The 21146-nt window shown below is 75.2% G+C and carries 15 protein-coding genes; 7 read left to right on the top strand and 8 right to left on the bottom strand.

Annotated elements, in window-relative coordinates:
- From ACFOYX_RS14650 to ACFOYX_RS14640, 3 genes are read right to left on the bottom strand one after another with little or no spacing between them, the layout of a single operon-like run.
- On the bottom strand, positions 1 to 1110 hold the full coding sequence (locus ACFOYX_RS14650; protein WP_322438927.1) for a GNAT family N-acetyltransferase: 1110 nt from the start codon (positions 1108 to 1110) through the stop codon (positions 1 to 3).
- Positions 1107 to 2426 carry a hypothetical protein gene (locus ACFOYX_RS14645; RefSeq protein WP_146231138.1) on the bottom strand — a complete coding sequence of 440 codons (1320 nt, stop codon included), beginning with the start codon at positions 2424 to 2426 and terminating at the stop codon, positions 1107 to 1109. Before ACFOYX_RS14645 ends, ACFOYX_RS14650 begins: the two co-directional genes overlap by 4 nt.
- Positions 2423 to 3352, bottom strand: coding sequence for a glycosyltransferase family 2 protein (locus ACFOYX_RS14640; RefSeq protein ID WP_322438926.1), 930 nt, complete (start codon positions 3350 to 3352; stop codon positions 2423 to 2425). Before ACFOYX_RS14640 ends, ACFOYX_RS14645 begins: the two co-directional genes overlap by 4 nt.
- Positions 3353 to 4118: 766 nt before the next feature.
- On the opposite strand from ACFOYX_RS14640, the gene ACFOYX_RS14635 reads away from it, so the two are divergent.
- Both ACFOYX_RS14635 and ACFOYX_RS14630 read left to right on the top strand, forming a co-directional pair.
- Entirely contained in the window at positions 4119 to 4337 is a 219-nt protein-coding gene (locus ACFOYX_RS14635) for a hypothetical protein (RefSeq protein ID WP_109802902.1), read from the top strand.
- A 15-nt stretch (positions 4338 to 4352) separates the two neighbouring features.
- On the top strand, positions 4353 to 5102 hold the full coding sequence (locus ACFOYX_RS14630; RefSeq protein ID WP_109802901.1) for a hypothetical protein: 750 nt from the start codon (positions 4353 to 4355) through the stop codon (positions 5100 to 5102).
- Between the two features lie 16 nt (positions 5103 to 5118).
- Here ACFOYX_RS14630 and ACFOYX_RS14625 read toward each other — a convergent pair whose 3' ends face one another.
- The 4 genes from ACFOYX_RS14625 to ACFOYX_RS14610 all read right to left on the bottom strand — a co-directional run bounded on the left by ACFOYX_RS14625 (position 5119) and on the right by ACFOYX_RS14610 (position 8736).
- Positions 5119 to 6018: a Gmad2 immunoglobulin-like domain-containing protein gene (locus tag ACFOYX_RS14625; RefSeq protein WP_322438925.1), complete on the bottom strand. Its 900-nt coding sequence runs from the start codon at positions 6016 to 6018 to the stop codon at positions 5119 to 5121.
- Positions 6015 to 7403 carry a HAMP domain-containing sensor histidine kinase gene (locus ACFOYX_RS14620; protein ID WP_322438924.1) on the bottom strand — a complete coding sequence of 463 codons (1389 nt, stop codon included), beginning with the start codon at positions 7401 to 7403 and terminating at the stop codon, positions 6015 to 6017. The genes ACFOYX_RS14625 and ACFOYX_RS14620 overlap by 4 nt, the downstream gene beginning before the upstream one ends.
- A 4-nt stretch (positions 7404 to 7407) precedes the next feature.
- Positions 7408 to 8088 (bottom strand): response regulator transcription factor, encoded by a 681-nt coding sequence (locus ACFOYX_RS14615; protein WP_322438923.1) that lies wholly within the window; start codon positions 8086 to 8088, stop codon positions 7408 to 7410.
- 90 nt (positions 8089 to 8178) lie between these two features.
- On the bottom strand, positions 8179 to 8736 hold the full coding sequence (locus tag ACFOYX_RS14610) for a hypothetical protein (RefSeq protein WP_322438922.1): 558 nt from the start codon (positions 8734 to 8736) through the stop codon (positions 8179 to 8181).
- A 130-nt stretch (positions 8737 to 8866) separates the two neighbouring features.
- Here ACFOYX_RS14610 and ACFOYX_RS14605 point away from each other — a divergent pair, with 130 nt between their 5' ends.
- Positions 8867 to 9295, top strand: a complete 429-nt coding sequence (locus tag ACFOYX_RS14605; RefSeq protein ID WP_322438921.1) for an NUDIX domain-containing protein — start codon at positions 8867 to 8869, stop codon at positions 9293 to 9295.
- A gap of 102 nt (positions 9296 to 9397) precedes the next feature.
- Here the strand turns inward: ACFOYX_RS14605 and ACFOYX_RS14600 are convergent, their stop codons facing one another.
- On the bottom strand, positions 9398 to 11755 hold the full coding sequence (locus tag ACFOYX_RS14600) for a BTAD domain-containing putative transcriptional regulator (protein ID WP_322438920.1): 2358 nt from the start codon (positions 11753 to 11755) through the stop codon (positions 9398 to 9400).
- 298 nt (positions 11756 to 12053) lie between these two features.
- Between ACFOYX_RS14600 and ACFOYX_RS14595 the strand changes: the two genes are divergently transcribed.
- Genes ACFOYX_RS14595 through ACFOYX_RS14580 form a run of 4 tightly spaced genes read left to right on the top strand, consistent with a single transcriptional unit; the run spans position 12054 to position 21136 of the window.
- Positions 12054 to 14543, top strand: a complete 2490-nt coding sequence (locus ACFOYX_RS14595) for a non-ribosomal peptide synthetase (RefSeq protein WP_322438919.1) — start codon at positions 12054 to 12056, stop codon at positions 14541 to 14543.
- Entirely contained in the window at positions 14540 to 17839 is a 3300-nt protein-coding gene (locus ACFOYX_RS14590; RefSeq protein WP_322438918.1) for an amino acid adenylation domain-containing protein, read from the top strand. The genes ACFOYX_RS14595 and ACFOYX_RS14590 overlap by 4 nt, the downstream gene beginning before the upstream one ends.
- Complete coding sequence (locus tag ACFOYX_RS14585; protein WP_322438917.1) at positions 17836 to 20931, top strand: beta-ketoacyl synthase N-terminal-like domain-containing protein; 3096 nt, start codon at positions 17836 to 17838, stop codon at positions 20929 to 20931. The genes ACFOYX_RS14590 and ACFOYX_RS14585 overlap by 4 nt, the downstream gene beginning before the upstream one ends.
- Entirely contained in the window at positions 20924 to 21136 is a 213-nt protein-coding gene (locus tag ACFOYX_RS14580) for an MbtH family NRPS accessory protein (RefSeq protein WP_322438916.1), read from the top strand. Before ACFOYX_RS14585 ends, ACFOYX_RS14580 begins: the two co-directional genes overlap by 8 nt.
- The last annotated feature ends 10 nt before the right edge of the window (positions 21137 to 21146 follow it).

The following is a 21146-nucleotide window of genomic DNA, read 5'->3' as shown; positions in this document are numbered from 1 at the left end:
CTACTCCCGCACCGGCCGGAGCGCCAGGATCCGCCGTACGCCGCGGCGAGCGCGCTGAACCAGCGGGGTGATCGGCACCCGCTCGATCCGGTAGCTGGCGTAGTCCTGGCTGACGGCGCCGAAGCGGCTCTTGAACAGCTCCAAGGAGGAGACCCGGGCCGAGTCGCCCATGTTGTAGGCCGTGCATCCGGCCTCGATCGCGTCCGCGATCGCCGTCCTGTGCAGCAGGTAGTTGGCATAGACGGGGCCGGCGAGCTGTTCCAGCATCGCGCCGCGCCAGTACATCGCGGTGGTCGCGCCGCGCAGCACGACTATCGCGGCCACCGGGCGTCCCTCGTGGTACGCGGCGTAGATCCGGCACCGGGAGCCGAGCATGTCGGCGACGGTGCGCAGCTTCCGGTGCGGCTCCCGCCGCGCCGCCAGCCGCCGGGCGAGCGGAAGCGGGAGGCGGTCCCGCCGCGCCCAGCGGTCGACTGACTGGCCGTAGAGCTGGTGGAAGACGGAGACCAGGCGGCCGCTGTCGTCACACTCGACGACGACGCCGGCCCGCTCCGCCCGGCGGATCCGGTTGCGGGTGTCGCTGCGGAACCGCTTCCGCCAGACCTCGTCGAAGCCGCCGTCGAGGAAGAGGGTCTGCGCCATCCGCTCCTCGCGCAGCACGCTCGCCGGCACCACCGCGTCCCACGTCCCGGCCGTCGCCGGGTCGGGGCGGACCAGGGTGCTCAGCACGCGCCGCTGCGCCAGGTCGGTGACCACCAACCGGACGTCCTCCGGGCGGAGCTCACCGCCGTCGCAGACCAGCCCGCCCGGTCCCCACCCGGCCGGGAGCCCGAAGTCCGTCGCGAGGATCGCGCCGAGCCCCGGGCGTCGCACCAGCGGAAGGACGAGGCGCCTTCCGTCGACGGTCTCGTAGAGCCGCGAGACGTCCTCGTACCCTTCGACCGTGCACACGCAGCGGAGCCAGGTCGGCGTCTGGCTGGGCAGGGCGGTCGGCGCGGAGGCGAGCACCTGCTCCCACGCCTCGGCTGGGGCCGGACTCGTCACCCGCAGCGGTCGCGGGTCGCCGGGGGCCGGCCCGAGGCGGAGCTCGAGGCTGGTCCCCGCGCTCACGACGAGCCCAGCCGCAGGTCGGCGTGCCAGTAGCGCTGGGTGGAGTCGTTGCTGGCCATGACCACCATGCCGGTGGCGCTGGTGACGTCCTGCTTGGTGGTCGTCACATTGTTCATGTTGGGCGAGAGGGCGTCCCTGATGACCGGGGTGCCACGGCCTAGGGGAAAGGCGATGCTGCCCATGGGGGAGCTCTTCATGAAGATCGTTCCCGGGTAGCCTGAGTAGGGACACCCGCTGTCCGGCGCGGTCATGAAGACGTACAGCGTCTGATGTTCGGAGTCGAGCAGCAGGACCGGCCGGGTGTGACAGTCCCTGATCCGGCCGACCGGGTAGCTGGACCAGTCGCCGGTCGACGGGTCCCGGGCGAGGATCATGATCAACGGCGCCGCGGACGAGGCGCCGGCGTCGTCGAGCCCGGTCTTGACGGCCGCGAAGACCCGTCCGGAGGCGTCGGCCTGCAGCGCCTTGAGGTTGATGTGGTCGTCGGCGCTGTTCGGACCCTGGATCGCCGTACGCGTGACGTCCCAGCTGGAGCGCGGCGCGCCGTCGGTGTGCTCGGCGAAGTACATCGCGGACGTCGCCTGGTTGCTCCACATCACGCCGGTCCCGGTCCCGCCGAAGCTCACCACCGACGAGATGTCGTCGCTGGACAGGTTGGCCGCGGCGGCGACCGGGAGCACGAACGGCGTGCCCCAGACCGCGTCCCCGCCCGTCGTGTTGTTCACATAGACCTTCGAGCCCTGCGTCCAGGTCGCCCAGAGCAGGCCCGTCGAGTCCTTGTCGATGGTCAGGGTCTCGCTGGAGTAGTTGCTGATCTGCACCGGGAAGCCGCTGTCGCGGCTGTAGGTCCTCGTCGCGGCGTCGTAGCTGAAGCGGTAGAGCCGGGCCGGGTTTCCGGACGTCGCGCCGGTCGAGGAACTGGCCCGGACGTGCGAGGAGACATAGAGCCTGGTGCCGTCCCACAGCACGTCGGAGCGGGTCTTCGGTCGGTTGTCGACGATGGTCCCGGTGTCGACCCACTGCCCGGTGGAGCGGTCGAGCCGGAATATGTGGTGGGTCTGGCTGCCGGTATGGAACAGCACCGCCCACCAGGCGCCGTCGTTCCACCAGAGCTTGCTCTCCGGCTTCTCACCGGTTGCCGCCGAGCCGTCGCCGGACGTGGACGGACCGAGGAGGCCGACGTCGCCGGTTGCCGCCCCGGCCGGCGTGGCGAGCCCGGTGGGCACGGGGGTGGCGCCGAACAGCAGGCCCAGCAGCACGGCGAGCGCGTAGGAGCCGCGCACGACCGGAGCACGTCGCAGTGCACGCTTCCTCATCGGGTCACCTCGCTCAGCGCCGGGTTGGTCCGTGCGGCGACCGGGGGCTGCCACCGGTGCAGCACGCGGTGGTCGATCGGGTCCACCACCGGTCGAGGGCGCCGGACGACCCGCTCGCGGATCAGGGTTCGGAGCACCCGCTGACCGTCCCGGAAGGTGTGCAGGTTGGAGGTGCCGCAGCGGCGCGGGAGTTCGGTGCTCGGCACCTCGGCGATGCGGAGGTTCGCCTTCAGCGCGTGGACCACGAGTTCGGTCTCGATCTCGAAGCCGTGCGCGGTCAGAGCGAGCGCCTGCAGGCAGTCGCGACGGAACGAAAGGAAGCCGTAGCACAGGTCGGTGAAGCGGACGAGGAAGAAGCTGTTCGTCAGCCGCACCAGCATATGGTTCCCGGTGCGGCGCAGTGGAGTCAGGTCGGTCGATCCGCCGCCGGTCAGGAACCGGGAGCCCTTGACGAAGTCGTAGCCGTTCATGAGCGGGGTGACGAAGCGGTGGATCTCGGCGGGATCCATACTGCCGTCGGCGTCGATCATGACGATCAGGTCGCCGGTGGCCGCGGCGAACGCCACCCGGGCCGCGTCACCCTTGCCCCGGCAGTTCTGCGTCAGCACCACGATGTCCGGCCGGATGGCGCGGGCGACCTCGACCGTCCGGTCCGACGAGTGCCCGTCGACCAGAACCACCTCGTTGACGATCGGCGGCATGCGCTCGAGCACCCAGGCGATGTTCTTCTCCTCGTTGAGCGTTGGGATGACCACGCTCACGGTCTCTCGCCCGGGGCCACCGTTGACCACTCCGGCGTCGCCCTCGGGCCGTTCCCGCATCCGCAGGATGCTCAGTGGCCGGTCATCATGCTCCGACGGTGCCGTGCGTGGCGGCGCGGTCAGCAGGCTGGGGACGTGCGTGTCGATGTCCCGGTTCAGCGTCACCGGATCCCCTCTCCGCGGGGCGCCGTCAGACCTTTCCGCGATGCGAAGTCGGTCCCCCTTCTACCGCCGCCGGCGACATTCGTTGTACCTCTCATCAGCCCCTCTTCCCCCGTGATGCCCATGCGGCAGTGAGCCATTTCGCATGGAATGTCCGAATTGTTCGAATCGGCCTCTTTGGACCGGGATGAACAGGAGGCAAAGCTAACATCACGCAAAGGCGAACACGCCGGTTTTACGCGACAGATCGGGCCGATCCGGATGAAGCGTCGGGTGTGCTGGCCCGAGCGGGCTACCGGTCGGACGGCCGGCTGATGTCCCCGGTGGTGGTGGCCGCATCTCGGGCACGGGTTGATCGCCGTCGTGGACTGGAAGATGGCGACGGGCAGCGCTCGGGATGCGACGTCCAGGGAGGTGCCATCGATGCTGAGCCGGCGATGGGGGAGCGGCGTGTCGGCAGCGGTGTGCGCTGAACGGCAGGCGGGCCGCAAGCAACAGCGTCGAACGGCTTTTGCAGGGGCCTTGACCTGCGGTTTTGCACTTCGCCCGGCGCAGACCCAGCAGGCGCGCCCCGAATCGCAACAAACTGCACCCAACGGCGCTAACAATAGTCGACGACACTCTATATTGCCTGGTGAAAGTATCCGCAGGGCTGTGCGTTAAGGATCAGTGGCTGTACGGACCTTGCCTGCTTCATCGCAGGTTCACCGGTCACGCCGAAGAACTCGTCTCGGCCACACCGGGCACCCGACTTCGCTACCGTCGGGGCGTGGTCGAGGTGAAGCTGTGCCTACGTGGCGGGCCGTACGACGGGCAGACCGTGGCCTGGGAGGTGCCGGACGCGGAGGATCCGCCGATGTCGTACGACCTGAAGCTCCATGGACCGCACGAGGCCGCGGAGACCTACCGGTACCGCCGGGCGGCGCGCGCGCCGGAGGACGCGGCCGAGGACTGGATCTACGAGGCGTCCGACGTCGGGCCGCGGTAGGAGAGCGGCCGTGACGTGAGCGAGGTGCTGGAGGACGGCGACATCTACTTCCTCTACCGGCCGCGGGTCGGCGAGCGGCACGTGGAGTCGCTGGACGAGGTGCAGCGGTTGCTGATCGTGTTGCACCCGTGGCACGGACGACGGCGTCTGCGGCTGCTCGTCGTGGGCCGCAAGCGCCTGCCCGAGATCGACGAGCATGACCGTTTCTGGGCGTTCGTCGACACCGTGGTGAGTCGGCCGGCGGAACTCTACGAGGCGCTCCGACCGCACCTGTACGGGACGAAGACCCGGGGTGAGCGGTTCCAGCCACCGGCCCGGCCGGTGGCCGAGGGCGCGTACTGCGTCACCCGGCACGACGACCACACGCATCTGGCGTATCAGCTCGAGCTGCCCCGCCGTCCCGGGCCGCCGCAGCACGAGCTCCGGATCGAACCGGAGGCGAGCTACGTCGTCACGGTGAAGAATCCGCAGGCGCCGTCGCCGCCCGGGGTCGGCCTGCGCGGTCCGGCTCGCGCGGAGCTCCCCGCCGACCTGCAGGAGCGCTTCGGCACCCGCCGGTTCGCGCCGCTCGACCCGCCCCGGTTCCTCGACCACGCGGGCGTGGAGATGGTGCTGGTCGGGGCGGCCCACGACGCGTCGACCGAGCTCGGGATCGATCTCGACGCCGAGGTCGAGCGGGCGGCCCGGAACACGATCTTCGAGGATCTGCGCATCGGACGCGCGGAGCGGCGGGAAGCTCCGTCGCTCACCGCCCGGTGGCAGTGACCGCCTCCCGCGACCCTCACCTGCCGGCGGCGACGAGGACGACTGGTACCGCCACCACGTTGACCCGGCTGCCGTCGCGCGGGGAGACCTCGTACACCTCGATGGTGCCGGGACCGGTGGCGGCCACCCGGTAGCGGACGGTGGCCCGGTAGTCGCCCCGGCAGCCGGAGCCGCAGGCGGCCGTGGTGAACGAGGTGCCGACCTCCCGAGCCGTCGCGTCCAGGACGCGGACGCTCACGGTCGCCTCGAAGACCTCCGCGCTCCCGGTCACGCTGACCGGGCTGGTGACCCGGTCACCGACCGACGGGCCGGTCACCACGATCGCCGGCAGCAGGTCCGCGTAGTCGTCCCGCCCGACCGGCGCGGCGCCTGCGAACGCCACCCCGCGCACGGTGGGGAACTGGGTCAGCGTCCAGACCACCTGGGCCCGGCGCAGCCGGACGGCCGCCGCGCCACCGTCGGCGAAACCGGCTGGCGGGGCCAGCGTGGCCACCCCGTCGGCGATCCGGACCACCTGGACGCCGGTCGGCACCCGGGTGGTCAGGCCGGCCGCCGCCTCGGCGCGGGACGGTCCGGCGGCCAGTTCGGTGAGCGCCAGGCGGGACGTGGCGACGGTGGCCGGGAGCGTACGCCGGGTCGGCGCCAGCCTCCCGTCCCGGACGAACCAGAGCTGCACCACGATCGTCCCGCCCTCGCCCGACTCGTCGGGCGCCACCGGCACCGTCGTGGTGGGGGAGGCCGGTGGGGGACGACGGCTCGGCGTGGTGGCGGCCGGTGCGGGGGCGCGCGGCGTGGCGGTGGCGCCGGCGGTCGGTGACGCGCCGACCGGCGCCGGCCCGAGGGTGCCCGTCCGGGCCGGGGCGCAGCCGGCGGCGAGCAGGACGAACGCCGCGAGCGGAACGAGCAGCCGCCTCACGAGTCACCCCCCGGAACGTGAACGGGCAGGTCGAGCCGGAACCGGGTGCCCCGGCCGACCTCGCTGCGCACGCCCAGCCGTCCGCCGAGCAGCCGGGCGTTCTCCCGGGCGATGGCCAGGCCCAGCCCGCTGCCCGGGCCGGTGCGGGACGGGTCCGCCTTGTAGAACCGGTCGAACACGTACGGCAGGTGCGCGGCGGGGATGCCCGCCCCCTCGTCGCGGACCTCGACGGTGACCGACCCGTCGGTGCGCCACACCTCGGCCCGGATCGCGCCGCCGCCGTGCTCGACCGCGTTGGAGACCAGGTTCGCCAGCACCCGTTCCAGGTGGCGCGGGTCGGTGTCGACCGGCGTCGCGTCCCCGGCCACGGTCACCCGGTCGGTCCAGCCGCGGGCGTGGACGATGCCGCCCAGCAGCGCGACGATGTCGACCGGCCGCGCCGACACGGCCTCCCGCCCGGCGTCGAGCCGGGAGATCTCCATCAGCTCCTCGACGAGCCGCCGCAGCCGGACCACGTCGGTGACGAGCAGCTCGGCGGCCCGGCGGGCGTCGGCGGGCAGCGCGTCCAGCTGCTCGGCGAGCAGCGACGCCGCCGCCACCAGGGCGGTCACCGGCGTACGCAGCTCGTGCGCGACGTCGGCGGTGAATCGCCGCTCCCGGGCCTGGGCCCGGGACAACGCCTCGATCTTCGTCTCCAGCGCCTCGGCCATCTCGTTGAACGACGCGGCCCAGGCGCTGAACTCGTCCCGGCCCCGCACCGGCAGCCGGGTGTCCAGCAGGCCCTCGGCGACCGCCCGGGCGGCCCGGCTGGCCCGCCCCACCGGTTCCAGGGTGCGCCGGGCCAGGGCGTTGCCCACCCCCGCGGCGAGGAGCAGCACCGCCGCCCAGCCCACCACCAACGCCGTCCGGAGCTGGCCCAGGCCGTCGGCCAGGTCGTCCTCCACGGTCACCACGTACAGCTCCGCCGTGGAGCCGGGGATCCGGCCGCCCACCACGAGCAGGTGCGGCCGGGCGTCGGCGCGGGAGCGCTGGTAGCCGAGCTGCCCGGCGGCGACCGCGGCCCGCAGGTCCCGCCCGGGGGTCGGGGCGTACCGCGGGTTCGACGCGGCGGTGTCCCCGGCGACGAGCAGCACGTGCCGTCCGTTGCCCTCGAAGCTGGCCAGCAGGTCCGCCCGGCGGGCGTCGGTCAGCGGCAGGAACTGCCCGGCCAGCACCAGCTGGTAGCGGGCGTCGGCGGCCGCGCGTTGCAGCGAGCCGTCGAACCGGGCCTGCCGCAGCATCAGGTACGAGCCGCCGGCCAGCACCCCGGCGGAGACCCCGGCGACCAGTACGAACGCGACGACGAGCCGGCGCCGCAGACGCCCCGGGGGTACGCGGCCGGCCACGACGTCACCCCGTCGACAGCTTGTAGCCGGCGCCGCGGACCGTCCGGATCAGCGCCGGCTGGCCGGGGTCGTCCTCCACCTTGGCCCGCAGCCGCTGCACCGCCACGTCCACCAGCCGCGAGTCGCCGAGGTAGGCGTGCCCCCACACCCGGTCCAGCAGCAGCTCGCGGGTGAACACCTGACCGGGGCGGCGGGCCAGTTCCAGCAGCAATCGGAACTCGGTGGCGGTCAGGGTCAGCTCCCGTCCCGCCTTCCGGGCCACGAAGCGGGCCGGGTCGATCTCCAGCGGGCCGGCGGTCACCGTGGTCTCCTCGGCGGGGGCGACCGCCCGGCGCAGCACGGCGCGGACCCGGGCCACCAGCTCCGGCAGGTCGAACGGCTTGCGCAGGTAGTCGTCGGCGCCGCACTCCAGCCCGACCACCACGTCGATGGTGTCGGTGCGCGCGGTGAGCATCAGGATCGGCACCTGGCTGGTCCGGCGGATCTCCCGGCACACCTCGAAGCCGTCCAGGCCCGGCAGCATGACGTCGAGCACGATGAGGTCGGCCGGCCGGGCCCGCCAGCCGGCGAGGGCGGTCGGCCCGTCGACCGCGGTGTCGACCCGGAACCCGGCCCGGCGCAGACCGAGGGCGGTGACCTCCCGAATGGAGGCATCGTCCTCGACGACCAGCACGCGGCCCTCCATGACGACCTCAGGGTAGCTCCGGCGCGACGCGGCGGGACCCTGGCGCAACGGTCGGTGATGAGGGCCGACCGGCCCTCATCACCGGCATGGTCACTGCTGCCACTGGTGCGCCACGTCGAGCACGATCCGGCTGTGCGAGCCCGGACCGGTCAGCACGAACACCCGGTACGGCAACTGCGCCCGGACGCCCACGGCGAAGGTGGTGTACCCCTCGAAGCTGCCGCCGAAGACAACGTCCCGCAGCGTCCGATAGCCCAGCGCGTTGATCGCGTGGTCACCGGTGCGGTACGGCACGGTGGCGACGTGGCTGTCGTCGTACGCCGGGGCCCGCAGCGAGACCCGCAGCAGCGCCCCGCCCGCCGTGTACGGCGACAGCGCCAGCCCCTGCCCCTCGGTCCACGTCTCGCCGTACGCGACGGAGAAACCGTTCGCCGGTCCGGCGAACTCGAACACCACCCGGTCCCAGCAGTCGTGCCGCCCGGCGCGAACCTCCGCGAGTGGGGCGCCGCTCAGCGCGCCGCCCGACTTGGCGGTGCTGCCCCAGGTGATCCCGCAGTACGGCGTGATCGCCGCGGCGGCGCCCCCCGTGCCGGCGAGCAGCCCGCCGAGCACCACGGTCAGCGCTACCAGCGCTCTCCTCAGTTTCATCGTGCCCTCCCTGTCGATGTCGCGGGACCTGCTCCAGCGGTCCCGACTCGACGGTCGGCGCGCCGTGCCACAGCGGCTTCGCAGCCGGGTAACCGGCAGGTAACAGTCCGCGGTGGCGCAGAATGGCCGGATGTCCGACCGCTCCCCGCGTACCCCCGCGGTGTCCTGCGTCTTCGTCTGCCACGACGGTGCGGGCCGGTTGCTGCTCGCCCGGCGCGGCGCCGGTGCCCGCGACGAACCCGGCACCTGGGACACCGGCGCGGGCGCGCTGGAGTACGGGGAGACCTTCGAGGCCGCCGTCGCCCGCGAGGTCCGCGAGGAGTACGCGACCACGCCGCTGGAGATCAGCCTGCTCGGGGTCCGCAACGTGCTGCGTGACGACCCGCCGTCGCACTGGGTGGCGGTGGTGTTCGCGGTCCGGGTCGACCCGGCGACGGTCGCCATCGGCGAGCCGCACAAGTTCGACCGGCTCGGCTGGCACACCCGGGACGACCTGCCCACGCCGCTGCACTCGCAGCTACCGCCGACGCTGGCGCTGCTGCCGGACCAGCTGGGCTGACCGCGGCCTCTACCGTGGCCGCATGCCGGTCACCCGACGTCGACTCCTGCGGTCCCTCGGCGCCGCCGTCGGCGTGGCCACGGGCGCCGTCCTCGATGGAGGTCACGCCGGGTGGTCGATGAGGGACCGGCCGACGACGCCGCCCGTGCGGGGCGACGGGATCGCGGTCTGCCGGTGGGTCGGCCCGAGCTCCGTCGACCAGGTCCGCGGCAGGTCGGTCGGCGCGCGCCGCAGCGCGCTGCGCGGTCCGAGCCCGGCCGACCGGTCGGGCCGGAGCCCACCGGCGGAGCCGCCCGGCCGGGCGACCGGGTTCACGGTCGCCGGTACCGGACCGCCGGCCGGGGTGATGCCCAACTCGCGCATCCGCTCGGCGTACGCCCGGTAGCGCCGCTGCGCCTCACCGTGCCGGCCCGCCGCGCGGAGCACCTGGACCAGCTCCAGGTGGGCGTCCTCGTCGTACGGGTCGCGGTGCACCAGCCGCATCAGGTAGACCAGCTTCTGGTCGGTGTCCGGGGCGTGCTGGGCGAGCGCGCGCAGCACGCTGGTGTGTGCCACCTGCGCCTCCTCCCGCAACGACTGCGCCCAGTCCTCGTACGGGTCGTCGGCGAGGAAATCCCCGCCGTACAGCTCGTCGGCCCGGGTCAGCAGCCGGGGCGCGTCCGGATGCCCGGTGCGCTGCGCGGCCTGCGCCTCCTCGGCGGCGGTGAGGAACGCCTCCACGTCCACGTCGACCACGTCCAGGTCGATCGCCACGGAGCCCCGGTCGGCGAGCACCGGCCCGTGTCCGCTGGTGCGCTGCCGGGTGCCGAGCACCCGGCGCAGGGTGGACAGCAGCACCGAGAGCCGGTTCGCGGTGCGCGACGGCGACTCGTCGGGCCAGAGCAGCTCCATCAGCCGGGGGCGGGGCACCGCCCGTCCCCGGTGCGCGACGAGGATCTTCAGTAGGTCGCGCGCCTTCTTGGACTGCCATTCGCCGTACGGGACGACGGCGCCGGCCCGGAACACCCGGAAGTCGCCGAGGGTGTGGATGACGACGGCCGGGACGCGCAGCGTGATCGCGGTCAGCCCGTCGGCCACGCCGGGGTCGAGGCGTACCCCGCAGCGGCGCAGCTTCTGCTCGGCGCCCTCCGCGCCGCGGCGCGCCTGCCGCCCCTGCAGCCGGGCGGCGATCAGCCGGACCGTGGCCTCCTCGGCGCGGTCGCCGAGTTCCTGGCAGAGCGCGGCGGCGTCGTCGAGCAGCCCGGCGGCGGCCCGTGGGTCGGCCGCCGCCAGCACGGTCAGTTGGAGCGCCTGGACGAGGGCGGCCCGCCGCCGGCCGACGGTGGCGCCGGTGCGGGCCTCGGCGGCGTCGTGGTGGGCGCGGGCGGTGTCACCGCGCAGCAGCGCCACCCAGCCGCGGGCCAGCAGGGCGTACGGCCGATCCGGCTCGCGGGCCACGGTGACCGCCCGCTCGGCCAGGTCCCGGGCGGCGTCCAGGTCGTCGGCGGCCCGCACCCGGGCCAGCTCGGCGAGGATCCAGGCCCGCAGCGGCGGCCGGCGCGGCCCGTCGTCGAGGGCGGCGAGGGCGCTCTCCAACGCCTGCCGCGCCTGGCGCGGCTCCCGCCGGCGGCGGTGCACCATCCCCAGTACGGCCAGCGAGAACGCCTCGTCGTGGGGGACCCCGGTCAGCTCGCGCAGGCGTTGACCGGCGGCGCCGTCGGCGAGCCCGTCCTCCAGCCGGCCCAGTTGGCACTTCGCCGCGGCGCCGAGGGTGAGCGCGTACGGCTCGTACCCGGTGTCACCGGTCACCTCGGCCAGCCGGACGGCCGCCTCGGCGTGGCGCAGCGCGTCGGTGGCGTCGCCGTTGCACAGCAGGTCGTCGGCCAGGTCCAGGTGGATCATCAGCCGGAACAGCCCGCCGTCCGTCCGGCGCAGCCCCTCGGCCAGCTCCGGCCGGCCCCGGGCGACGGTCTCGTCGCCGCTCGCGGCGGCCACCAGGACGCTGAGCCGGGCGGCGGCCTGCTCGGCCGCCGGGTCACCGCACCCGTGGGCGACCCGGACGGCCTCCTCGGTGACGCCCGCCGCCCGGTCGGCGTCACCGACGACCAGGTGGTGGACGGCGGCGAAGCAGTGGATCTGGACGGCGTGCGGGCCGGTCGCGCCGATCGGCGCGCACGCCAGCCGGTCGGCCGCCTCGTCGGGTTCGCCGGCGAGGTGGTGGCGCAGCGCGGCCCGCCAGGTGTCGGCGAGCGGGGCGTCGTCCGACCCGGGGGTCGTGGTGAGCAGGTCCGGCTGGGTCACCAGCCACAGGTGGGCCGCTACCCGGTCGCCGGCCCCGGCGTGGCGGCGCAGGTCCGCCCCGGGATCGTCGCCGCCCGGTGTCCAGACCTGGCGGGATCGTTGTGCGGTTGCCTCGTCCTTCCCTCCGTCCCGGGCCGGCGTCGACGGGCGCCAGGCGTGGTTGACGTTGTCTCCGGACATCCACCGCTCCTGTGTTCTCTCGTGGAGGCTCAGGCGAGCGAAGAGCAACCGGGCGCACTGAATCGTCGCCCGGCGTGGCTTCCCCCCGGGCACGATCCTTGCGTCCATCGAGCGACATCGCCATAACCAAAAGAGTCGGTATACTTACTGATTGCAATGCGCTAATGGCGTAGGGCCGCGCTCAGGGTTCCCTCAGGCAGCCGGAACGGGACCCGAACCGGCCGTACAAGCAACCGGCACGCCCGCCGCCCAGAATCCCGGTCATCGCATGTCACCTGCCGATCGGAGCTGAGATCCGATGACCGAACAGACCGCCTTCCGACAGCGGCAGCTGACCGCCCTGCCGGAGCCGCCGGAACTGCCGTTCCCGCCGGCGGCCGGCCGGGACGACGCCGCGTCGGCCGTCGCCGCCCTGCCGGGCCGGCCGGCCGAACCGCTGGTCACCGCGCTCGCCGGGCTGTTCGCGCTGCTGCACCGCTGGACCGGGCGTCGCGATCTGCTCGCCGAGACGCCGACCGGCCGGGCCGACCCGGCCGGCTGGCTGCCGGTGCGGGTCCGGCTGCCAGAGGATCCCACCTGGGCCGAGCTGCGTGACCTGGTCCGGGCGGCGGTGCGGAACAGCCGGACCAACGAGGCGGACCTGACCGGGCCCGCCCCGGACTGCCGGCCGGTGGCGTCGCTCGGCGCCGACCCGCTCCCGCCGGACGCCCGCGGCACGCTGCTGCTCCGGCTCGCCGACGCCGACGGGCGGCCGGCGGTCACCGTGGTCCACCCGCACGCGGCCCGGGTCGCGGCGGGGCTGACGGTCCTGCTCGCCCGGGCCGACGAGCGGCCCGGGACGCGGCTGTCCGACCTGCCGCTGCTCGACGAGGCCACCGACCGGCGGGTGCGGGTCGAGTGGAACGCCAGCGACACCGGGTACCCGCGGAACCGGTCGGTGCCCGAGCTCTTCGCCGAGTGGGTCGGGCGGACCCCGGACGCCCCGGCGCTGCGCGACGGCGATCAGGTGCTCAGCTACCGGGAGGTGGACCGGCGGGCCAACCGGGTGGCGCACCACCTGCGTCGGCTCGGGCTGGGTGGGGAGTCGCTGGTCGGCATCTGCCTCGCCGACACCACGAGCTGGGTGGTCGCCGCGCTGGCCACGCTCAAGGCGGGGGCCGCGTACCTGCCGTTGGACCCCGGCTACCCGCGGGAGCGGCTCGCGCTGATGTGCGCCGACGCCGCGCCGGGCGTGATCCTGCACGCCGCCGCGCTCGCCGACCGGCTCCCCGACGACGGGACGCCGCGGGTGGCGCTGGACCGGCTGGACGACGGGCCGGCGGAGCCGCTGGAGCTGACCGTCCACCCCGACCAGCTCGCCTACGTGATGTACACCTCCGGCTCGACCGGCCAGCCGAAGGGCACCGGGGTCAGCCACCGCAACATCGTCCGACTGGTCTGCGACACCAACTTCGTGGCGGTACGCCCCGACGACGTGATGGGGCAGGCGGCCACCATGTCCTTCGACGCGGCCACCCTCGAGGTGTGGGGCGCGTTGCTCAACGGCGCCTGCCTGGCCGACCTGGACATCAACGACGTGATCGTGCCGGACCGGCTCCGCGAGCGGCTGCGCGCCACCGGCGTGACGATGATGTTCCTGGCCACCTCGGTCGCCCGGCAACTGGCCATGGAGGCGCCCGACGCCGTCGCCGGGTTGCGCTACCTCACCTTCGGCGGCGAGCAGGCCGACCGGGTCGCGGTGGGCCGGCTCCGCGACGCCTGCCCGGACACCACCCTGGTCAACGGGTACGGCCCGACCGAGGGCACCACCTACACCACCACGTACGACTGCGCCCGGCTGATCGACGCCGACCCGGTGGTGCCGATCGGCGGCCCGGTCGCCAACACCCGGGTGTACGTGCTGGACCGGCTCCTCCAGCCGGTGCCGCCAGGGGTGCTCGGCGAGCTGTTCATCGGCGGCGACGGCGTGGCCCGCGGCTACCTGGGCCGGCCGGGCGCGACCGCGGAGAAGTTCGTCCCGGACCCGTTCGCGTCCCGTCCCGGCGGCCGGCTCTACCGCACCGGCGACCTGGTGCGGCAGCGTGCCGACGGGCTGATCGAGTTCGTCGGCCGGGCCGACCACCAGGTCAAGATCCGTGGCTACCGGGTGGAGCCGGGCGAGGTGACCGAGGTGCTGCGCCGCGGCGGGCTGCTGCGCGATGCGATCGTCCGGGCCGACCGGGACGCCGCCGGCGACGGCCGGCTCGTCGCGTACGTGGTGCCGGACGACGGCGTGACCGTCGAGGCGGTCCGCGCCCGGGTCCGCGAGCAGCTGCCCGACCACCTGGTGCCGGCCGTGTTCGTGCCGCTGCCGGCGCTGCCGCTGAACCGCAACGGCAAGGTCGACCTGTCCGCGTTGCCCGCGCCGGACGACGCCCCGACCGCCGTGGAGGACGCCGGCCCGCGCACGCCGACCGAGCGGGCGGTGGCCGAGATCTGGCAGGACGTGCTGGGCGTGCCGGTCCGCCGCCGCGGCGACGACTTCTTCGACCTGGGTGGACGGTCGCTGAAGGCGACCCGGGTCCGCTCCCGGCTCTCCGCCGCGATCGGCACGGAGGTGCCGCTGCGGCTGGTCTTCGACCACCCCACGGTCGCCGCGCTCGCCGCCGCGGCCGACGAGATCGCCGGCGCCCGCGGCGGCCCGGTCGCCCCCGCCGGGCGGACCCCCGACACCGCGCCGGACGGGCGGCCGGCCACCGACCTCGCCGGGCTGCTCGACCAGCTCGAGCACGGGGCGGGCGCCCGATGACCGGCACCCTCACCCCGGGCGAGCTGCTGCGCCGGGTCGACGCGCTCCCGCCCGAGCGGCGGCGGGCCTTCGTGGCCGCGGTCCGCGCCGACGGCGACCGGTACGGCATCCACCCGCTCACCGCCGCCCAGGAGTGGATGCTGCTGCTCGCCCAGCTCCGCCCGGACTCGCCCGCCTACCACGTGCCGTACCGGGTGGACCTGCGCGGTGGCCTGGACGTGGCGGCGCTGCGCGGCGCGCTGGACCTGGTGGTGGCCCGGCACGAGGCGCTGCGCACGGTGTTCGTGCCGCTGGACGGGCAGACGTACCAGCTCGTGCTGCCGCCGGCCGGGCTGCCGCTGGACGTGGTGGACGTCGCCCCGGACCGGATCGACGCCCACGCCGCCGCCGAGGCGGTCCGCCCGTTCGACCTGGCCCGGGGCCCGCTGGTCCGGGCCACCCTGTGCCGCACCGGCCCGGCCGACTGGTCGCTGCTGCTCTCCCTGCACCACGTGGTCTGCGACGGCTGGAGCATGGGCCTGCTCTTCGACGAGCTGTCCGAGGCGTACGCGGCGCTCCACGCGGGGCGGACCCCGGCGCTCGCGCCGGCGCCCCGGGACGTGGCGTCGGCGCTGGCCCAGGACCGGCTGCTCGACCCGGCGGAGCTGGCCCGGCGGCTGGACTGGTGGCGTGACGCCCTCGCCGGCGCGCCGCCCGGGCTGGACCTGCCCACCGACCGGCCCCGCCCGCCCGAGCTGGAGGACGCCGGCCACGAGATCGAGTTCTCCTGGCCGCCGGAGCTGGCCGAACGGGTCGCCGAGGCGGGGCGGCGGACCGGCGCCACCCCGTACATGATCTTCGCGGCCGGCTGGGCGGCGCTGCTGCACCGGCGCAGCCGGCAGCAGGACCTGCTGGTCGCCACGCCGGTGGCGAACCGGCAGACCCTGGAGAGCGAGACCGCGGTCGGCTTCTTCGTCAACACGCTGGTGCTGCGCAGCCGGGTCGACGGGGGGCGGACCTTCGCCGCGCTGCTGGAGCAGCTGCGCGACGGGGCCCTGACCGCGCTGACCGACCCGGCGCCCTTCGACGCCCTGGTGCAGGAGCTGCGGCCGGACCGGGACCCCGGCCGTCACCCCCTGGCTCAGGTGATGTTCGCCGTCGAGGACGGCTGGGAGCAGCGGCTGACCCTGCCCGGGGTCACCGTGCTGGCCAGCGGCGAGACGCACACCGGCACGTCCATGTTCGACCTCACGCTGACCGTCATCCCGCACGAGGGGCGCATCGACGGACGGGTCGAGTACCGCACCCGGCTCTTCGACGAGGCGACCGCCCGGGTGCTCGCCGACCAGCTCGACACCCTGCTCACCGCCGCGCTGGCCGCCCCGGACACCCCGGTGGACCGGCTGCCGCTGCTCTCCCCGGCGGCCGGCCGGGACCTGGTCGAGCGGTGGGCCGCCACCGCGCCGCCGCGGGCGGACCAGCCCACCCTGCCCGAGCTGGTCGCCCGGCAGGCCGCCGCCACCCCGGACGCGGTCGCCGTGGCGTACCGGGAGCAGGGGCTGACCTATCGGGAGCTGGACGCCCGGGCGGACCGGCTGGCCCGGACCCTGGTGGCCCGCGGCGTGCGGGCCGAGACCACCGTCGGGGTCTGCCTGCCCGCCGGCCCGGACTGGGTGGTCGCCTTTCTCGCCGTGCTCCGGGCCGGCGGGGTCTACCTGCCGCTGGACCCGCAGCTGCCGGCGGCCCGGCTGGCGCACCTGCTGGGGGACGCCGACGCGCGGCTGGTGGTCACCGGGTCCGGCGCGGCGGCGGCGCTGCCCGCCACCGACGTGCCGCTGCTGCGCCTCGACGACCCGCCGCCGGCCGCCGACGCCGCGCTGCCGGCGACCGTCCACCCGGACGCCGCCGCCTACCTGATCTACACGTCCGGCTCGACCGGGCTGCCCAAGGGCGTCGTCGGCACCCACCGCGGGCTGCGCAACCTCGCCGAGGCGCAGGCCCGGTTGGTCGGCGTCCGGCCGGGCGACCGGGTCCTCCAGTTCCACTCGCTCAGCTTCGACGTGTCACTGTCCGACCTGGTCACCGCGCTGACCGCGGGCGCGACGCTGCGGCTGCTCGGCCCGGACGAGCGCACCCCCGGCCCCGACCTGGCCGCCGCGCTCACCCGGCACGGCATCACCGTGGCCGACCTGCCGCCGGTGGTCCTCGACGCCCTGGACCCGGCCGCCGCGCCCGGGCTGCGGGTGCTCACCGTCGGCGGCGAGCCGTGCGCGCCGGACGTCGCCGCCGCCTGGTCGCGCGGCCGGCTCCTGATCAACGGGTACGGCCCGACCGAGGCCACCGTCACCGCCACCGCCGCCCCATGCGCGCCGGAGGACATGGAGCTGCCGATCGGCCGTCCCCTGCCCGGGGTACGCGCCTACGTGCTCGACGCCGAGCTGCGGCCGGTGCCGCCCGGGGTGCCCGGCGAGCTGCATCTCGGCGGCGCCGGGGTGGCGCGCGGCTACCGTGGCGACCCGGCGCTCACCGCCCGGCGCTTCCTGCCCGACCCGTACGCGCCCACCCTGGGGGAGCGGATGTACGCCACCGGGGACCTGGTCCGCTGGCGCGCCGACGGGCAGCTGGTCTTCCTCGGCCGGGCCGACAACCAGGTCAAGATCAACGGTTTCCGGATCGAGCTGGGCGAGGTGGAGGCCCGGCTGCGCGAGTGCCCCGGCGTGCGCCGCGCCGCCGCCGTGGTCCGCACCGACTCGCCCGGTGGCCGGCGGCTGGTCGGCTACCTCGTCGGCGACGGGCTGAAGGTGGAGGAGCTGCGCCGGGACCTGCTCCGGCAACTGCCCCGCTACCTGGTCCCATCGGCCTTCGTGGTGGTTCCGGACCTGCCGGTGACCGCCAGCGGCAAGCTCGACCCGTCCCGGCTGCCCGCCCCCGCCGTCATCCGTGCCGACCTAGGTGGCGCGTACGTCGCGCCGGACGGCGAGCTGGAACGGGCCGTCGCGGACACCTGGCGGGAGGTCCTCGGGCTGGCCGAGGTGGGCGCGCACGACAACTTCTTCGACCTGGGCGGCACCTCGCTGCTGCTGGCCCGGGTGCAGACCCGGCTGGTGGAGCGGCTGGGCCGCCCGGTGCCGGCCGTCGAGCTGTTCCGGCACCCGACCGTCGCCCTGCTGGCCCGGTTCCTCGGCGGGGTCGACGCGACGCCGCAGCCCGCGCCGACCGGGGACCCCGCCGGCCGGCGGCGGGACGAACGCAAGCAGGCACTGGCCGACCGGGCCCGGCGGGCCCGCCCGGTGCCGGTGGGGGAGGGGCGGTCATGATCGAGCAGGAGACCGGGCTGGAGATCGCCGTGGTCGGGCTGGCCGGCCGCTTCCCGGGCGGCGCGGACGTCGACGAGCTGTGGCGGCAGGTGCTCGCCGGGCAGGAGGCGATCACCCGGTTCACGCCTGAGGAGCTGGCCGCCGCCGGGGTGTCCGACGAGGAGCGGGATCACCCCGACCACGTGCCGGCGCACGGCGCGCTGCCCGAGGTGGACCGCTTCGACGCCGCCTTCTTCGGCTACTCGCCGCGCGACGCCCGGCTGATCGACCCGCAGCAGCGGCTCTTCCTCGAATGCGCCTGGGAGGCGCTGGAACGCTCCGGCCACCTCACCGGCGGCCCGGACCGCCTCGTCGGCGTCTACGCCGCCTGCTCGGCCAGCGGCTACCTGCTGCACCACCTGTTCCGCAACCCGCGACTGGACTCCGTCTCCGAGTACGAGCTGATGCTCGCCAACGACAAGGACTCCCTGCCCACCCGGGTCGCGTACCACCTGGACCTGCGCGGGCCGGCCGTGGCGGTGCAGACCGCCTGCTCGTCGTCGCTCGTCGCGGTGCACCTGGCCGCGCAGGCGCTGCTGGCCCGGGAGTGCGACGTCGCGCTCGCCGGCGGCGCGCACGTCCGGCTGCCCGCCGGCACCGGCTACCGGTACGAGCCCGGCGGGATCATGTCCCGCGACGGGCACTGCCGCCCGTTCGACGCCCGGGCCACCGGCACCGTCGGCGGCGACGGCGCCGCCCTGGTGGTGCTGCGCCGGCTGGCCGACGCGCGCCGCGACGGCGACACCGTGTACGCGGTCATCCGCGGTTCGGCGATCAACAACGACGGCCGGCTGAAGGTGGGCTTCACCGCACCCGGCGTCGACGGCCAGGTCGCGGTGATCCGGGCCGCCCAGGAGGTGGCCGAGGTCGACCCGGCCACCATCGGCTACGTCGAGGCGCACGGCACCGGCACCGAGCTGGGCGACCAGATCGAGCTGCGGGCCCTCGGCGAGGCGTTCCGCGGCGCCGGCGACGGCCGGTGCGCGCTCGGCTCGGTCAAGTCGATCCTCGGCCACCTGGACGTCGCGGCCGGGGTGACCGGGCTGATCAAGGCCGCGCTGGCCCTGCACCACCGGGTGCTGCCGCCCAGCCCCTACTGCACCGAGCCGCACCCCGAGCTGGCCGGCGCCGGGCCGTTCCGGGTGAACACCGCGCCGCTGCCCTGGCCCGACCTCGGCGCGCCGCCCCGGGCGGCGGTCAGCTCCTTCGGCATCGGCGGCACCAACGCCCACGTCGTCCTCCAAGCCGCCCCGGCGCCCGTCCCCGCCGAGGAGCCGGCGGCGGGCCGGCCGCAGGTGCTGGTCCTCTCCGCCCGGGACGCCGACGCGCTGGACCGGGCCCGCACCCGGCTCGCCGGCCACCTCGCCGAGCACCCGGAGACCCCGCTCGCCGACGTCGCGTACACCCTGCAGACCACCCGGCGGGAGTTCCCGCACCGCCTGGTCACCGTGGCCGCGACCGGCAGGGACGCCGCCGCCCAGCTCGCCGACCGCGACTCGGCGCTGGTCCGTACCGGTGTCGCGGCCGGCACCCCGGCAGGGGTGGCGCTGCTCTTCCCCGGCCAGGGCGCGCAGTACGCCGGCATGGGCCGCACCCTCCACCGCACCGAACCGGTCTACCGGGCCGCCTTCGACCGCTGCGCGGACCTGCTCCGCCCGCAGCTCGACGTGGACCTGCGCACCCTGCTCTGCCCGCCCGGCGAGGGGGTCCCCGCCACGCCGGAGCTGGACGAGACCCGGCTGACCCAGCCGGCCCTCTTCGCCGTCGAGTACGCCCTGGCCGAGCTGCTGCGCCACCGCGGCGTCCGCCCGGTGGCCCTGGCCGGGCACAGCCTCGGCGAGTACGTCGCCGCCTGCCTGGCCGGGGTCTTCACCCTGGAGGACGCGCTCGCCACCGTCGCCGTACGCGGCCGGCTCATGCAGGCGCAGCCGCCCGGGTCGATGCTCTCGGTCACCCTGCCCGCCGACGAGGTGGAGAAGCTGCTGCCGCCCACGGTCTCGGTGGCCGCCGCCAACGCGCCCCGGCTGACCACCGTCTCCGGGGAGACCGCCGCCGTCGCCGCCGTCGCCGCCGAGCTGCGGGACCGCGGCGTGGCCTGCCGGGAGGTACGCACCTCCCACGCGTTCCACTCGGCCATGATGGAACCGGCCCTGGCCGGCTTCGCCGCCCACCTGCGCGACGTGCCGCTGCGCCCGCCCACCCTCCCGGTGGTGTCCAACGTGACCGGTGGCTGGCTCACCGACACCCAGGCCACCGACCCCGACTACTGGGTGCGGCAGTTGCGCAGCCCGGTGCGGTTCAGCGCCGGGGCCGAGCTGCTGCTCGGCCAGGGGTACGCGCTGCTGGAGGCCGGCCCCGGCCGCACCCTGGCCACCCTCGTCCGCCAGCACCAGACGGCCCGCGGGGTCGTCGTGCTGACCACCCTGCCCGCCGACCGGACGCCGGCCGGCGAGGACGTCGCGGTCGCCACGGCGGTCGGCCGGCTCTGGCTCGCCGGGGCGCCGGTGACCTGGCGGGACGGCCGGCCCGCCGGGCGGCGGCGGGTGGCGCTGCCCACCTACCCGTTCGCCCGGCAGCGGCACTGGGTGGACCCGCCCCGGCTCGACCACCCCGCGCCGGTCGCGCCCGACCAGGACCCGCCGGAGGTCGGGCCGGTCGCCGCCGCGCCGGCCTCGGCAACGGACGAGCCGTACGAGGTGGTGCGGCGGATCTGGACCGAGCTGCTCGGGGTCGACGACATCGGCCCGCACGACGACTTCTTCGAGCTGGGCGGGCACTCGCTGCTCGGCACCCGGGTGGTGGCCCGGATCCGGGACGCGCTCGGCGTCGACCTGCCGCCGGGCGCGATCTTCGAGTCACCCACCCCGGCCGCGCTGGCCCGTACCGTCGCCACGCTGGCCGCGCCGGTCCCGGCACCCCGCCGGCCGGCCGACGACCTGCCCCCCGACGACATGCTGACCGGCCTGCTCGCGGAGATCCGGGCCCTGTCCCCGGAGCGCCTGGCCCGCGAACTGCACCTGGCCCGACACGAGGAAGGAAACGGCGATGGCTGACGAGCACGACGGCGAGCACCGCGTCCTGGTCAACGACGAGGAGCAGTACGCGCTCTGGCCCCGGCACAAGGCGGTCCCCGCCGGGTGGCGGGAGGCCGGCTGCGCCGGCAGCCGGCAGGAGTGCCTGGACTTCGTCGAGCGGACCTGGACCGACATGCGTCCGCGCAGCGTCCGCGAACACCTGGCATCGGACTCGTCCCGGTGAGCTGAGCGAC

This window comes from Micromonospora sp. GCM10011541 (assembly GCF_042650725.1).
Classification (GTDB): Bacteria; Actinomycetota; Actinomycetes; order Mycobacteriales; family Micromonosporaceae; genus Micromonospora; species Micromonospora sicca.
This window is presented reverse-complemented; position numbering and strand designations above follow the sequence as displayed.

Coding starts and splice junctions, on each gene's coding strand:
- ACFOYX_RS14645 (WP_146231138.1), bottom strand. CDS start 2,426: ATGAGGAAGCGTGCACTGCGACGTGCTCCGGTCGTGCGCGGCTCCTAC.
- ACFOYX_RS14615 (WP_322438923.1), bottom strand. CDS start 8,088: ATGGAGGGCCGCGTGCTGGTCGTCGAGGACGATGCCTCCATTCGGGAG.
- ACFOYX_RS14610 (WP_322438922.1), bottom strand. CDS start 8,736: ATGAAACTGAGGAGAGCGCTGGTAGCGCTGACCGTGGTGCTCGGCGGG.
- ACFOYX_RS14605 (WP_322438921.1), top strand. CDS start 8,867: ATGTCCGACCGCTCCCCGCGTACCCCCGCGGTGTCCTGCGTCTTCGTC.
- ACFOYX_RS14600 (WP_322438920.1), bottom strand. CDS start 11,755: ATGTCCGGAGACAACGTCAACCACGCCTGGCGCCCGTCGACGCCGGCC.
- ACFOYX_RS14595 (WP_322438919.1), top strand. CDS start 12,054: ATGACCGAACAGACCGCCTTCCGACAGCGGCAGCTGACCGCCCTGCCG.
- ACFOYX_RS14590 (WP_322438918.1), top strand. CDS start 14,540: ATGACCGGCACCCTCACCCCGGGCGAGCTGCTGCGCCGGGTCGACGCG.
- ACFOYX_RS14585 (WP_322438917.1), top strand. CDS start 17,836: ATGATCGAGCAGGAGACCGGGCTGGAGATCGCCGTGGTCGGGCTGGCC.
- ACFOYX_RS14580 (WP_322438916.1), top strand. CDS start 20,924: ATGGCTGACGAGCACGACGGCGAGCACCGCGTCCTGGTCAACGACGAG.